13 protein-coding genes are annotated in these 14532 nt (G+C 43.0%); 4 read left to right on the top strand and 9 right to left on the bottom strand.

Going from position 1 to position 14532, the window contains the following annotated elements:
• Positions 1–141 precede the first annotated feature (141 nt).
• From IPZ60_RS05700 to IPZ60_RS05690, 3 genes are all read right to left on the bottom strand, one after another.
• Positions 142–693, bottom strand: coding sequence for a hypothetical protein (locus IPZ60_RS05700; RefSeq protein WP_194196898.1), 552 nt, complete (start codon positions 691–693; stop codon positions 142–144).
• A 45-nt stretch (positions 694–738) separates the two neighbouring features.
• Positions 739–1422 (bottom strand): hypothetical protein, encoded by a 684-nt coding sequence (locus tag IPZ60_RS05695; protein ID WP_194196897.1) that lies wholly within the window; start codon positions 1420–1422, stop codon positions 739–741.
• 220 nt (positions 1423–1642) lie between these two features.
• A complete protein-coding gene (locus IPZ60_RS05690; protein ID WP_320108719.1) occupies positions 1643–2428 on the bottom strand; it encodes a hypothetical protein in 786 nt (261 codons plus the stop codon).
• Positions 2429–2577: 149 nt separating this feature from the next.
• Between IPZ60_RS05690 and IPZ60_RS05685 the strand changes: the two genes are divergently transcribed.
• The gene (locus IPZ60_RS05685) at positions 2578–3180 is read left to right on the top strand and encodes a LysE/ArgO family amino acid transporter (RefSeq protein WP_194196896.1); all 603 of its coding nucleotides are present in this window, start codon (positions 2578–2580) and stop codon (positions 3178–3180) included.
• Positions 3181–3388: 208 nt separating this feature from the next.
• On the opposite strand, the gene IPZ60_RS05680 is transcribed toward IPZ60_RS05685, so the two are convergent.
• The 4 genes from IPZ60_RS05680 to IPZ60_RS05665 form a co-directional block, all read right to left on the bottom strand.
• The gene (locus IPZ60_RS05680; protein WP_194196895.1) at positions 3389–4771 is read right to left on the bottom strand and encodes an NAD(P)-binding domain-containing protein; all 1383 of its coding nucleotides are present in this window, start codon (positions 4769–4771) and stop codon (positions 3389–3391) included.
• A 276-nt stretch (positions 4772–5047) separates the two neighbouring features.
• On the bottom strand, positions 5048–5689 hold the full coding sequence (locus IPZ60_RS05675) for a MarC family protein (RefSeq protein ID WP_194196894.1): 642 nt from the start codon (positions 5687–5689) through the stop codon (positions 5048–5050).
• 332 nt (positions 5690–6021) lie between these two features.
• Positions 6022–6882 carry a carboxylating nicotinate-nucleotide diphosphorylase gene (gene nadC, locus IPZ60_RS05670; RefSeq protein ID WP_194196893.1) on the bottom strand — a complete coding sequence of 287 codons (861 nt, stop codon included), beginning with the start codon at positions 6880–6882 and terminating at the stop codon, positions 6022–6024.
• Positions 6883–7052: 170 nt separating this feature from the next.
• Complete coding sequence (locus tag IPZ60_RS05665) at positions 7053–8069, bottom strand: hypothetical protein (protein ID WP_194196892.1); 1017 nt, start codon at positions 8067–8069, stop codon at positions 7053–7055.
• Positions 8070–8487: 418 nt separating this feature from the next.
• Between IPZ60_RS05665 and nadA the strand changes: the two genes are divergently transcribed.
• From nadA to IPZ60_RS05650, 3 genes are all read left to right on the top strand, one after another.
• The gene (nadA, locus tag IPZ60_RS05660) at positions 8488–9627 is read left to right on the top strand and encodes a quinolinate synthase NadA (RefSeq protein WP_194196891.1); all 1140 of its coding nucleotides are present in this window, start codon (positions 8488–8490) and stop codon (positions 9625–9627) included.
• Position 9628: 1 nt separating this feature from the next.
• Positions 9629–11539, top strand: a complete 1911-nt coding sequence (gene nadB, locus IPZ60_RS05655; protein ID WP_194196890.1) for an L-aspartate oxidase — start codon at positions 9629–9631, stop codon at positions 11537–11539.
• A 77-nt stretch (positions 11540–11616) separates the two neighbouring features.
• On the top strand, positions 11617–12492 hold the full coding sequence (locus IPZ60_RS05650; protein ID WP_194196889.1) for a phosphatidate cytidylyltransferase: 876 nt from the start codon (positions 11617–11619) through the stop codon (positions 12490–12492).
• A gap of 31 nt (positions 12493–12523) precedes the next feature.
• Here the strand turns inward: IPZ60_RS05650 and IPZ60_RS05645 are convergent, their stop codons facing one another.
• Positions 12524–13339 (bottom strand): SDR family oxidoreductase, encoded by an 816-nt coding sequence (locus IPZ60_RS05645; protein WP_194196888.1) that lies wholly within the window; start codon positions 13337–13339, stop codon positions 12524–12526.
• Positions 13336–14532, bottom strand: coding sequence for a patatin-like phospholipase family protein (locus tag IPZ60_RS05640; protein ID WP_194196887.1), 1197 nt, complete (start codon positions 14530–14532; stop codon positions 13336–13338). The genes IPZ60_RS05645 and IPZ60_RS05640 overlap by 4 nt, the downstream gene beginning before the upstream one ends.

Here is a 14532-nt window from a genome sequence, read left to right as displayed (position 1 = left end):
TTGTTTTCCCTGCTACTCTAATTTTTGTGAATGGTATCGTTTTAAAGTGACGCATAAAAAAAGCTGCCATTGATTATTCATCACTGGCAGCTTTTTTGTGGGTCGTTTATAGCAAGTCGTGATAAATATGACAATCTAGGCTTAGCTATCGTGACTGTTGATATAGTTTTTCATGACTCGTAATTCCTGCAACTGCTGCGTATCCAACTGCGCCAGTAACTTATCTAAACGCTGCTCAATATTATTTAACACGCTCTGTAATAATTCATTGGCTTCTATTTTCTTTTCGTCGTTCCTATTATTAGCGCCTATGTTTGTTAAATGGTAATGACTGGCTAAAATTTCTGGAAGCCGAGTATGCAGCATCTTATTCAATACAAACTGCTGCTCTGTTACCTCAGGCGTCTTATGCTGAGCTTTTAGTGATTTCTGATACGCTTGATAGTGATTCACTTTTTCATCAATACGTTTTAATTGGTGCAGTTGCTGCTCTGGCAGATTTTTTAGATGTTTCTTATTTAAATTTAATTGTTGCCAACTGAGCTTGGATAATGACAATTGTTCATTATCATTCTGATAGACGAGCACACCTGGCGTAATACCAACAGCTTTATGGAAAGCTTGCCAGCCTTTTTTACCCAGATAAAAGGTAGTAACTGTCGTTACAATGCCAATGCCTATTAAAATACTCATATACGCTTACTCTTCATTCTGCCCTTTAATCATAAAATTCTGCATTTATAGTTTAATATCTTCAGCACTCACATTTGTACCCGTTGGACTTTCAATCGCTTGAATATTTGTATCACCGCTCACATCATTACTGGCACTACTCACACTGCTATCGAGCTTTTGAAACTCTGTATTACCAGCAGGATTATCAAAGCGCTTTTGTAGATAGCGATTGGTCGCGAGTAGCTTTTGTCCATCTTGATGATAGGAGGCATTGAGTAAATCATCAAACTGCGTATTAATCGTACTTAATACATCTAATAGCGCCTCTTTACCAGTGACATTAGAATACTTAATCTTGGTTGTATCAGCGAGTGCACCATCCCTACCATCTAAATCATGCAAGCGGCGATAGTCCGTCACGGCAAGTGGCACATGCCTGTCCATTAGGTTTTGAATCATAATATACGTTTCGGTGACAGTATCCTTATCATCAATTCTTCCATCATTATTAGTATCACCATAAATGACACGCAGCTTCTCACCTTTTTTATTGATTTGCTCAAGAGCTGTTTTAACTTCCATAGGTAGACTCTTTTCAGGAATATAACCCAACTGCGGCATCGCTTTATATTCAAGCATTTTGGGCGCGGTGAATTTTTTGATACCACGATACCCTAGGTATAATCCAGCGACCGGCAACAGCCCATATAAAACAAACATGACAAACATCGCAGTAACTTGGGTCATTAGACTGTCCTTATTATTTAGCAGAATTTTATGGCAAGCTTATTATTATTTTTGATACATCTTGATGCTTAGGCCTTTCATATTTTTATGAATTGCTATTATTAAACAAAAAAATAAGGCTTTGTTAAAGCCCTATATTATTATGCATCATAGTGAGTCGATTGGATTTAATGGTACTTAGCTGTCTTAAATTGACAATGATCATTTAAGCCATTACTAACTAACTTTTCGTGCGGCTTTTAACATAACGATGCGTGGAGGCCAAACGGTTCATCACCGTTTGATGCAACTCATCTAGCAACTCATCAAGCTCATAATCAATCTCAAGAAACAAATCGGTCAGCATATCCCCTGCCGTCATCTTGCCTTGTACCATATTGTTTTTGGTACGATGCGGGCTGAACCGCTGTAGTTGCTCATAATGATGTAGCGCTTCTGGAATACTCTCGGACACCAGCTTATCTATGACAAACTGACGCTCATTATGTTGCTGCTGTTGCTGCTCGTTGAGCTCGCTGCTCCATTCACGGTAACGCTTTAACTTACCATTGATTCGGTCTAGGATTGCCACAGCCTCAATGGGCATGGCGTTTAGCGTGGCCTCATCGACCACATCAATAAGCTCAGTCATAATCGGACAGCATCCATGTTTGAGATACCATAAAGTATCTGGGTCGAAAGGAGGTCTATTGGTCGGGCGCATCTGAGCACGATTGGACAAATAGCGATCAGTCAAAGGCGTGGGCGTTCGAATATCACTCACTTGTGCCAATGCATCACAAATACGGTTGGCACGTTCGGGCGGTGTCAATACAGAAGGCGTTCTATCAGCTTGCTCGCTGTCATCATTTATACTGTCATGATTCATACTAATATCAGTCGAGCTAATATCCGTCGAATCTGTCACTTGACTGGCACCCATTTCCTGAGCGTGCTTGGCCGCTTGTGTTGGCAAGTCATCTGGCGCTTGTCCAAATGATTGTAGTATTCTCGTCAAACTTACCACCATGACCTACCTTGCCTCTCATTCCGTGCACTCAAATTGAGCTCGTATTGCATATATTAATTCAATAACGTATCTTAACAGCTTTTTTTGGCACTGCCAGTAAGCAAAGTGTCAATATTCCTACTCTTCAAAAGAATAAGTACATTACTATGAATGCGACTGACTATACTTCTGGCTTTTTACTTGGTCTATCGCTCATCTTAGCGATTGGATCACAAAACGCCTTTGTACTTAAACAGGGTATCAAACGTGAACACGTCTTTTTCATCTGCTTATTCTGTGCCGTTAGTGATGCGTTATTGATCTCGGCAGGCGTTGCTGGATTTGGTGCTGTAACCGCTCGCTATCCACAAGCGGTAAATATAGCCCGACTAGCAGGCGCGCTGTTTTTGCTGGTCTACGGACTACAAAGCTTATATGCCAGCGTCCGACGCTCACATGCAATGACTGTCGATGGTCAAGTTGTCACCAGCTTAAAAAAAGCACTATTGCTATGCTTTGGCTTTACGTGGCTCAACCCACACGTCTATTTAGATACCTTGGTACTCGTTGGCATGGTTTCAACGGGTGCTAGTAGCAAATTGGCCTTTGGTGTGGGTGCCGTTAGTGCTTCATTCTTTTTCTTTTTTGCATTGGGTTATGCGGCACGACTACTCAGACCTTTGTTTGCAAAGCCAAAATCATGGAATATCCTCGATGCTCTAGTCGGCATACTGATGCTGTATTTGGCTTGGCACTTATATAATAGTTAATATATAGTCAATCCTCTATAAACTGGATACTGTGTCAGTCTCGCTTATTCTACTACTTGTAGTACTTTCGCTCTCCTTCCTTGTATCCAAATAATATTAAACCGACTATAGTAGCTGAATGTACCGTGCACAAAAAAACCAAACACGCTGAAACGTATTTGGTTTTTTATCTTTTTAGACAATACTAACTGTTAGCGATGCCAATTATTTACGATGCTTTTTTGCATTTTTTAGGCTTCACAAGCGACATATTCAAAAAATGCTCAAGCGAATCATCAAGAACATCTAACCAAGGCTCCGGTAACTCAGGAGATAATATACCTGTCAAAGTCGAACGATAGCCCTTTTCTCTAAAGGTCATGATATTGTCGGTTTTATCTTCTTGCCACTCTTTTAGGATTTCACCCTGCTTTTCTACCGCGAATTCTGGATAGTCTGTCGCATTGGTCAAATCACGGATATAAGCCGCCTGAAAGTCAATCGAATCGCTAACTGTGACACATTTAGCATAGGTTGCCACCCACTCTTGCTCATCGGCTGTCCGTGTCGCCAAGTCAGGCAGCTCGATATCATCCATGATGACGTCACGTGCATACCATGCTTGGGCATCAAACATATTGAAGGTGAAATACTGATCCTGCATACCTAAATAAATAAGCTTTGGATTGGGCTGCCAAAAGACACCTTTGTATAGATTTTCTGGATACAAGCAGTTATGCGTCTGCAAGCGCAATTCGTCTGGCATAAACGGAAAGTGGAACAAATAACCAGTACACATGATAATAGCGTCAAACTTTTGACTCGTACCGTCAGCAAAATGCGCCACGTCATCTTCAAAATGAGTGACTAAAGGAACCTCTTTGATACCCTCTGGCCAGTCATAACCCAGTGCTTGTGTGCGATAGCTAATGGTTACTGATTTGGTGCCATACTTATAACACTGCGTGCCAATATCTTCGGCTGAATAACTACTACCAATCAGTAGAATGTCTTCATCTTTGAACTCTAATGCATCACGGAAATCATGAGCATGTAGGATACGACCTGGGAACGTTTCCAGTCCTTCAAAATATGGCATATTTGGCGTTGAAAAGTGACCAGTCGCTACCACCACATAATCAAACTCTTCAACTTCTTGCTCATTGGTTTTATGATTCATCACCGTCACGGTGAATTTTTGTGTGTCATCGTCAAATGATACCCAACGTACAGGGCATTCAAAACGGATGTATTTTTGGATATCTTGTTTATCGATACGCCCCATGATGTAGTCTTTTAAGACTTCACGTGGCGGGTATGAAGGGATGGCTTCTCCAAAGTGTTCATCAAACGAATAGTCGGCAAACTCTAAGCACTCTTTTGGACCATTGGACCACAAATAACGGTACATACTACCGTGGACGGGTTCACCGTTTCTATCTAAACCAGTACGCCAACTATAGTTCCACATACCGCCAATAGCATTTTGCTTTTCATAACAAACTATCTCAGGTAAGTCGGTTGCACCAGCCAATCGTGCCGCCTCAAAAGCGCGTAATTGTGCTAAACCACTTGGACCTGCCCCTAAAATAGCAATTCTTTTGTTACTCAAAATTAACTCCTATGATATTAGTTGTTCCTCCACTGTAACATATTTTTATGGGTTGTGTTTTTTCGCATACTTTTGGTGATTGATACCGTTATTTTAGACATAGCTATTCTATAAAAATCGCTTTTAGCCACTTTTATAGAATATTCAAAAGTTTTGAAGAGTTTTAGAGGTTTTTAGCTGATAGTAGGAGTAAGCGGTAAGCTTTTTTTACAACCTAAAAATTGAGGGGGTAATTCTAAATATTTTAGGCAAGCGTATAGGGAACCAATCTTTTCGTTAGACCAAAGCAGGAAACAGCGTGCGTAGGCCATTAACGATGATTTCAATAGAAACTGCCGCCAATAACATACCCATGATTCTACTCATAATGTTGAGTCCTGTATCACCCAATAAACGGCTAATACGACCTGCTGCCATCAATGCCAAATAACAAAACAAACTGATCAACAACCCAGCTATTAATATGGCCGATACTTGTAGTACACCAGAAACTTGTGAAGAATAAATAATCACCGTTGAGATACCGCCCGGCCCAATCATCATTGGAATAGCGAGTGGAACGACGGCTGCTGCCATTGAGACTGGGGAGTCCTGTACATGATCGACATCGAAATTTTCTTGGTCAGGTTTAACTGGATTACCTTCACCATTCATCATATTCAGGGCAATCAAGAACACTAAAATACCGCCCGCCAGCTGGAACGAACCAATAGAGATTCCCAATATCTTGAGTAATGACTCACCTGCTACGGTAAAAAAGCTAATCGTAATAAAAATCGTTAAACAAGCCACACGCGCGACTTTACGTCGGTTATTCATTGAATAACCGCGGGTCAAATCCAAAAATAACGTCAAAGCGCTAAAGGGATTAATCAGTACCAAAAAGGCTAAGATTATCTTGATGATTTCAGTATTCACTGAGCGCTCGCTTGTTTATTGATACAACTGCTGAAAAAAGTAAGGCCATCGTGCGAGTGCAACGATGACCCAGTATCTGACTAAAACTATATCTGATTAAAAATAGCATTGTAGCTTGTATTGTAACATAGGCAGATAAGCTAATAAAATCATTAACTTTGCTTAACGCGTGTCCTCAATTCGAATCATAACTGTTAAATGGGTTAAAAATGAAGACACGCCCTAATTCCTCTGTACCATCTCATTAAAAAAGTTAAGTGCAGAGCAACGCTTCTAATCAGCTTTATACATAAGATAAATAGATTTTTTACCATGAAAATTCAGTCACTTACCTATGCGCTAAAATCCAAGCCAATATCCAATGCAGTGGTACTGTGCGTTAGATAACCCATCGCGATAAAATCAACGCCTGTCTGTGCTGCTGCTTCCACGGTTGCAGGGGTAATACCACCTGATGCTTCCGTTTTGGCTCGCCCTTTACACATTGCTACTGCCTTTGATAGTACCTCAGGTGACATATTGTCCAAAAGCACCAAACTCACACCAGCATCTAACGCTTGCTCAAGTTGCTCTAAAGTATCTACTTCCACTTCCACAGGAATTAGATGACCAGCAAAATTTTGGGCTTGTTGAATGGCCGTTTTTATATCGCCAGCGATGGCAATATGATTGTCTTTGATTAAAATAGCATCATCCAACCCTAGACGATGATTGCGCCCACCACCGCAGCGTACCGCGTATTTTTGTACAATTCGTAAGCCTGGTATGGTTTTACGTGTACAAGTGATTCGCGCAGGATATTTCGCCACACTGTCTACGATTTTTCGGGTATCTGTAGCAATGCCACTGAGATGCGTCAAGAAATTGAGCGCGGTACGTTCGGCTGTCAATAGATGACGGGCGTTCCCACTAACACTGGCCAATACTGTGCCAGCATCCACCAATTCACCATCATCTACTTGAGCGATAAACTCAATCTGAGCATCAACCAAAGCGAATGATAAACGCGCTAAGTCCATACCGCATATCACGCCTGCTTGCCGCGCCTTAATCTCTAGTTTTGCTTGCAAATCAGCAGGGATAGTCGCTTGCGATGTTATATCACCACGTCTACCCAAGTCTTCAGTCAAGGCCGCTTCAATCAGTGGTTTAAGTAATACCTCATCCAATGCAGGTTCTTTTTTAACAGTCATTTGTCACCCCTATATACGCATTATATTGATATCGGTTCAATTTAATTAAACTCAAAATGAGCATAAATATAGCGTAAAGTTGACAGTACTGCAAGGAAATGAAGTATTTCATGCAGCTGCTAAAAGCGAATAGTCATAAAAACATGAGAGCACTTACCGCTTATTTAAACCTACTTACGTTTAGGCAACTTGCTGTCCATCAATAAACTTTGCAGTTCGATATCATGGCAAAATCGATAAAGCTTGGCAGGACGACCACGTTGGGCACTGCTACTCTGACCGGTTTCTGTCACTAAGTTTTGTGAATCTAGCAGACGGCGGAAATTTTGCTTGTGCAAGCGCACTCCTGAGAGCGCTTCGACACTCTGCTGCAGTTGCGACAACGTAAAGACATCTGGAATGAGACCAAAAATAAGTGGTCGGTATTCAATCTTGGCACGTAGCCTTGAGATGGCAGTTGCAATGACGCGGCGATGATCATAGTACATCGGTGTACCTATGATTTGTGCCCAATTCTTTGGCAGTTTTTGCGGCTGATAGTTAGATGATTCTGGAATTAAGCCTGCTTCATAAAGCATCTCATAGCGCAGTAATACATGCTCTGAGACCCAATCATAACCGTTAATGGTACTTGATTGATGATAGGTATTTTTATCTTGAGCTGAGTCTAAGAGCTCAGTATCCACACCCCAACATAAATGAATACGCTGACGACGGCGCTGCTGAGCAATTGAGTCTGGTGCACTATTTGCCCAGTCCAATAATGCCGGCACAATAAAATCCATAATGATATTTGGCATACCATCTAGGTGATTTTCCCATGGAAAATAATCATACCAATCTCGCCATAGGGCTTTGCTTTGGAGCGCCTGCATTTGCGTCTCTTGCACCAAGCCCAAGTAGCTTACGTAAACCAATGCATGGCCGTCAATATTACGCCTATTGGTATCAACAAAGGTATATAACTGTTCCAAATAGCCAAGCGGTTGCTGCGTCTGTTCCTCAACCCATTGGCGCACACCAGCTTGCAGTGAGCGATGTAATGGCATGAGTGGTCCATTGGGCAATAACTTGCCTTGATCAACTGTTAAAACTCGGGCGGTATGATCCGTAATCGCAACCAAAACCGCAACAACCTCAGTAGTACCGCTACCCTGCTGATGCGCATGTGAATAAGACAACGTCATGATGTTAGTAATTACCTTTTAACTTTGAGCGTGCAATAAGAAATCCATTACACTTGTTATTTATAGTACGAATCAGTATAGCTTGAATCTGAAAATATCATAGTCTACCGATGTAAATATAAGCGGCTGAAGGCAAAAGTGATAGAGCATATTTTTCATAAATACCTACTGTACAGAAAGCAGAATATAAAAAACCACTTGTATTTATGCTCAAAATGAGCATAATAAAAGCTTGTTTACTTTAAAGCTGTATTTAGGCGACTTTTATTACTCCTTAAAATAACAATAGTAAGCAGAACGATCGTCAGCACTACGCCTAGTAGACTGAACGAGTTTAATACGGCTAATCATATTTTTGAGGTTGGTATCATTTTTAGCGGCATATAACGTGTCGTTATCGCACACAAGGTTTGCACTTATGAAAACTTATCCCTATGACGCACCCATCATGAGCAATGACAACCGCATTGCGACTAAAATGAATATCGAGTATGCCAAAGCTAAGATGCCAGCAGATCTGCCGCGTTCAGAGCGTATCGTGGTTGAAGAAAATATTAAGCAATTATTAAAAGACAATAACGCCGTACTGGTCGCACATTATTATGTCGATCCTTTTATTCAGGATTTGGCATTGGCGACTGGTGGCTGTGTCGGTGATTCGCTTGAGATGGCACGCTTTGGTCAAGCGCACAGTGCACAGACATTGGTAGTCGCAGGTGTGCGCTTTATGGGTGAGTCGGCAAAAATTTTAAGTATGGAAAAGACCGTACTGATGCCAGATTTGGAAGCCGAGTGTTCGCTTGATTTGGGCTGCCCTGCTGATGAGTTTTCAGCCTTTTGTGATGCGCATCCTGAGCGTATTGTGGTGGTGTATGCCAATACCAGCGCCGCGGTCAAAGCACGTGCAGACTGGGTAGTGACCTCGTCTGTTGGTATCGACATCGTCCGTCACTTACATGCTCAAGGTGAAGCTATCATTTGGGGACCTGACCGTCATTTGGGTAAATACATCGCGCGTGAGACTGGTGCAGATATGTTGCTTTGGCAAGGGTCTTGCCTCGTACATAATGAGTTTAAGGCAACCGAACTCCTGCAATTAAAAGAGGAGTATCCAAACGCCAAAGTCTTGGTACATCCTGAGTCGCCTGATAGCGTTGTTGAGTTGGCAGATGTGGTCGGCTCTACCAGCAAACTATTACAGTCAACCTATGAGATGGATGCAGATACCTTTATCGTCGCTACCGATTTGGGCATATTACACGAAATGCAAAAGCGCTCGCCCACTAAGCGATTTTTGGCGGCGCCTACTGCTGGTGAAAGTGCCAATTGCAAAAGCTGTGCGTTTTGCCCTTGGATGGCAATGAACGGATTAAAAGGTATCGAGCAGTGCTTGACCAATCAAAGCGGTGAGGTTCTAATGACACATGAGCTAGCAGTAGCAGCCAAAAAACCTTTACAGCGCATGCTTGATTTTGCCGAATCACAGAAACAACGTGTGGCCGCTAGTGGTGATATTGTCAAAGACCGTACACTGTTCGCCAACGTTGGAGCTGCCTAGTATGAGCGCGGATCATGTCAGGCAAACAGACGTACTTATTATCGGTGCAGGATTGGCCGGTCTAAGTACTGCATTATCACTACCAAAATCGCTGAGTATCATGGTACTGAGTAAAGCCGCTTTGGAGGTTTGCTCAAGCCATTACGCACAAGGTGGTATCGCTGCAAGTTTGGACCAAAATGACTCCGTGACTGACCATGTCGCTGATACCTTGATCGCAGGCGCAGGGTTATGCGATGCTACTAATACGACTGAGATACTAAGTGAAGGACAGCAAGCGATACAGTGGCTGTGCGAACAAGGTGTCCCTTTTACTCAGAATCCACAACAAGATGTCACGCAAAAAACCTTAACTGATTTAAATAGTACTGACTTAGAAATTAACAACTTACATCTAACCAAGGAAGGTGGTCATGGCTGCAGACGAGTGGCCCATGCGGATGATGCAACAGGTCGGCACGTTATGGAAGCCCTAACCATAAGGGCCCATGCTGCAAGTAATATCACGATATTACCGTATCATGAAGCATTAAGCCTTTTGAAGGATCCTATTACTAACAGCCACTGCAAAGGTGCACGCATTTTTGATCACAATAACCATTGTCAGCTGACCATTTATAGTCGCGCAGTCGTACTGGCCAGTGGCGGTTTGGGGCAGCTGTTTCAACGTGCCAGTGCACCGAATGTCTGTGTCGGTGATGGCGTGATGATGGCGTGGCAAGCGGGCTGCCGTCTGGCAAACTTGGAGTTTGTGCAATTCCATCCGACTGGTCTCGCATTAGGCGACAGCAGTTTTTTAATCTCTGAAGCGCTACGCGGAGAAGGTGGATGCCTATACTGTCCGCAGACAGGTCGACGATTTATGCTAGACGTTGATGAGCGTGCTGAATTGGCTCCAAGAGATATCGTCGCACGAGCAATCGCTGAGCAGATTAGTGTAAATGGACTTGGCTATGTACATCTTGATGTCAGTCATCTACCAGCGCCATTTTTACAGGAGCATTTCCCACAAATTTATCAGACGTTGATAACGCTTGGCATTGATATCACGACGGATCCGATACCAGTCGCCCCTACCGCACATTATAGTTGCGGTGGCGTTGTCACATCGGTAAACGGTATGACCGATGTGGCAGGTCTCTATGCAGCAGGCGAAGTTGCTCATACAGGCTTGCATGGTGCCAACCGTTTGGCGAGCAACTCGCTATTAGAGTGCGTGGTAGTAGGACGTAATATCGCTACCGACTTGCCTCGTTACTTGGCAGAAATGGAAGCACTAGATGCAAAGCTAGATATCAATCTACATACTACGGCATATCATCTTAATTTGAATGCAAGTGCCGATGACATTTGGAAAACACCCGTACTGAAGAACACCCAATCGATTAATCTTCCCTATTTTACATCGTCGACATCAACGTTATATGAGCATAACGAGGCTATTAAGCACTGCCATAATGATGCCGATATGACAGAAGTCATCGTAAAACTAAAAGCGCTAATGACTACCAATATGGGTATCACACGTAGTGCCAGAGAGTTAGAGGAAGCGCTTGAACAGATACAACAATGGCAGCAATGGTTGAAACAACCTGAGTTAAGTTCATTTAATGGCAGTGATAGTAATAGCAATATCAATCGCAAAAATAGCACGGTCAGCATTGATGACCTTACATATTTACAGTTGGCAAGACAGTTACAATTAGCGACATTAATTATTCAATCAGCTTCTCAACGTCTTGAAAGTCGCGGTGGGCATTATAGAAAAGACTATCCAAATCTAGCCGCCACAACTCGAACAAGTGTGATTAATCCATTAATAGACCCAAGAGAAGGTAGTATTGACTGGCTTATTCAGCCTATAATTGTTCACTCAGGAGCTAGAAAAATAAAAGTGACTACTGCCACCTAAAAGCAGTAGTCAACTGGCATTCTAGTCATTACTAAAGTGGTTGATGACTGCTTTTTATCTCTCAAAGTGTTAAAAACATGTCTACTGATACGCTGTTTGTTATCGGACTTATGATGGTAGTAAGTTTGGTTTGGGGCATACTGGCTATCCCTCGTCTACGTACTCGCTTGCCTAAGATTTATCTGATTGCACGCTCTTGGTGGCTCATGCTAGTGGCTCTGTGCGTGTGCTATGTCATCGCCAAAATAAATAATAGTCAGGATGATTATCCCTATCAATGGGTTCTCGTTACGTTTTTTATGTTAATTGGTCTACGCGGCTGCTATGAGATTAAGCGCGTATGGTGCATATACGACAAAGCGGGGCTGATTAGCAAACTCCAAGCACGCGGGCTACAACCACAAATAATATCTGACGAAAAAAACTCAGCACTGACACAGTCTTATACGCGTCTCAATCTACTGGATATCGTGTTTAGCAGTGCCTTTATTTCACTAATTTTAAGCCTTATTGTATTGCAGCAATTGACGTGGCAACGTGAGCAATATGGCGTCTTACTTTTTGTCTTCTTCGCCAGTCAGTTCAACGATATTGCCCAATACTTATGCGGACGATTACTGGGACGCAAACTGTTTAAGCGAGGTCTCGCTCCTACCGTTAGCCCAAATAAAAGCATTGAAGGCGCGGTCTTTGGTAGTTTGTGTGCCGCTGTATTGGCGTCGTTACTGGGACTATGGCTCACGCCTTTTAGCGGGTGGCTTTGTTTATTAGCCGCCTATGGTTTGGCAGTAAGTGGTATCGCAGGAGATTTATTGGAGTCAGCATTTAAACGCCAACACGGGGTAAAAGATACCGGAACGATGCTCGCTGGACATGGCGGCGTATTAGATCGGATAGATAGCTTGCTGATTGGTGTGCCAGTATTCACTCTGCTCTATTGGCTATTTGGCTGAGCTGCCCATTTTTGATTAAGGCAGTATTCGTTTAAGAAGGCTTATCCAATTTACTGCGCAATATTAAGTTGAGTAATGGCTTGGGTAAGTGATTTAACACCCGAGTAATATAGCGCATAGATCGTGGAAACACGGCTAACTCAACATCATTATCAATCGCCTGCATAACCTCTACCACAGCAGTCTGCAAACTCATGATAAATGGTTTATGACTGGCATCACCATTATTCAAATCACGCAATGCTTGGGTATCGATATAGCCTGATGCAATACAATTCACTTGGATATTATAAGGCGCAAGTGCCGCTCGATAAGCGCTAGCAGTCGCTATCATTGCTCGCTTGCTTTTTGCATAAAAACTGGCGTAAGGATAATCCATCGTGCCAGCGATAGAGGCGATACAGATAAGGCTTGATCTACAGTCTTTAGCAAAGTCCAATGACTGATGTTGCTGCTTTGACTTCACGCTTGCCCACCTAAAAACCTGCTCAAATGCCTGCAAGTTAATCGCTAGCATTTGGTCGCTCTCTGCTTGATTTAGATGATGAACACGCTCATTGGTGTAACTACCTGCACTATAGATAAGTCTGTGAAAGCTTGTAGCTGACAATTTATCTAATAGACTCTGTGTTTGGACACTATCAGTCAAATCACAAGCATAAGTCTTGATAGTCGGATACTGACCGTTGATATGTTCTATCTTTGCAACGTTACTACCAACAACGCTCACCTGCCAACCAAGCTGTAGATGATACACAGCCAGTGCCAAACCAAGACCACTCGTGCCACCGACGATAATAATATGCGGCGTATGATTTTCGGCGGTATCTTCTACGAGGGTTTTCACAAATTATGCTGCTGTATATAGTCAGCTGTACGCTGGTAACCGTACTTCCATTGCGCCTGCATTTGCTGCACAAAACCGTCATAGTCAGCGTGTATCAGCTCAATAGTCATTTGCTTTATATTAAAACGCTTCTGCACATTCTGACCTACTAACTGCTGTTCATTATCGGCAAACGGTAACCAATGTAGCTGATGGTTGTTGCTAGCGGTATTAGTGTGCGACGTTACTTCCATCGGTTGATAACCGTGTACTGCTGCCAATCGCTCATTAGGGTCAAAACCAAAAACCCGCTGAATCGCGGGAACAGCCAGCCACGAGTCGTAACCTGCCTTAGTCTCTGCAAATACGCTATCACCCAACTGACAGGCTAGCTCAATCGGTGTGAGATTGATGACCCCACCTAAGCACCAACCAAGCTCTGTAATATGTATAGGCGGTAGATAATACATGTCGGCCATAGAAGCACGAACCACTGACGCAAAATCCCATTGAGTCCGTATCTCTACCGCCTGATGTATACGACCATTTGCAAATGTATGCGCAGGTGATATCAGTTGCTCGTCAGCCAGATCTGATACAGAACTTGGCAAATTTGCTAAGCGCGACGGCGCAAATAACAATTCTTGCAGCATTAGCTTTTCATCAGATGAACCATCGATAGGCGCTTGATACAGTCGGCTGGCAATGATGGCTATTTCAGGGGTACTAGCATTAGGCTGGCTACTGCCATTTTCGATAGATGCAAAGCTAGACAACTCATCAAGCCACTGCACTTCATTATCAATACGAAACATCGCTAACTGCTGCAGCTCATCTAAGAGTCGCGCATAGCTGTCTGCTTGTCGTTGCTTTTGCCCATTAGATGTACGCTGTGACAGATGCCAACGTTTGAGTGCATGAGTCATATAACGCATTTTTGCACGCCTGTTAGCTTCATCAGGGCTAACATGGCGAATCGCTTTGATGACTGAGTATAGCTCGCGGCTGTACATCAGCGCTTGCAAATCCTTGGGGTCAGGAGCTAGGTTGACCAGATAAGCTGATAAGCTCCCACCGCAAGTACCAACGATAATATCCGGCTTTAGGTCATGCTCGACCAACGCCGCATAGCTACCTAAATAATAGCCAAAACGCGAGCCTCCTCCGGAAAAAAGTTGGACACGCTCATAGGGCTTGATGGGTTTATTATTCAT

It is taken from the genome of Psychrobacter sp. NG25 (assembly GCF_015234355.1).
GTDB lineage: Bacteria > Pseudomonadota > Gammaproteobacteria > Pseudomonadales > Moraxellaceae > Psychrobacter.
This window is presented reverse-complemented; position numbering and strand designations above follow the sequence as displayed.

Excerpts from the sequence above, each read along its gene's own strand:
- IPZ60_RS05700 (WP_194196898.1), bottom strand. The coding sequence starts at position 693 with ATGAGTATTTTAATAGGCATTGGCATTGTAACGACAGTTACTACCTTT.
- nadC (WP_194196893.1), bottom strand. The coding sequence starts at position 6,882 with ATGACTGTTAAAAAAGAACCTGCATTGGATGAGGTATTACTTAAACCA.
- IPZ60_RS05665 (WP_194196892.1), bottom strand. The coding sequence starts at position 8,069 with ATGACGTTGTCTTATTCACATGCGCATCAGCAGGGTAGCGGTACTACT.
- nadA (WP_194196891.1), top strand. The coding sequence starts at position 8,488 with ATGAAAACTTATCCCTATGACGCACCCATCATGAGCAATGACAACCGC.
- IPZ60_RS05650 (WP_194196889.1), top strand. The coding sequence starts at position 11,617 with ATGTCTACTGATACGCTGTTTGTTATCGGACTTATGATGGTAGTAAGT.
- IPZ60_RS05640 (WP_194196887.1), bottom strand. The coding sequence starts at position 14,532 with ATGAATAATAAACCCATCAAGCCCTATGAGCGTGTCCAACTTTTTTCC.
- IPZ60_RS05695 (WP_194196897.1), bottom strand. The coding sequence starts at position 1,422 with ATGACCCAAGTTACTGCGATGTTTGTCATGTTTGTTTTATATGGGCTG.
- nadB (WP_194196890.1), top strand. The coding sequence starts at position 9,629 with ATGAGCGCGGATCATGTCAGGCAAACAGACGTACTTATTATCGGTGCA.
- IPZ60_RS05685 (WP_194196896.1), top strand. The coding sequence starts at position 2,578 with ATGAATGCGACTGACTATACTTCTGGCTTTTTACTTGGTCTATCGCTC.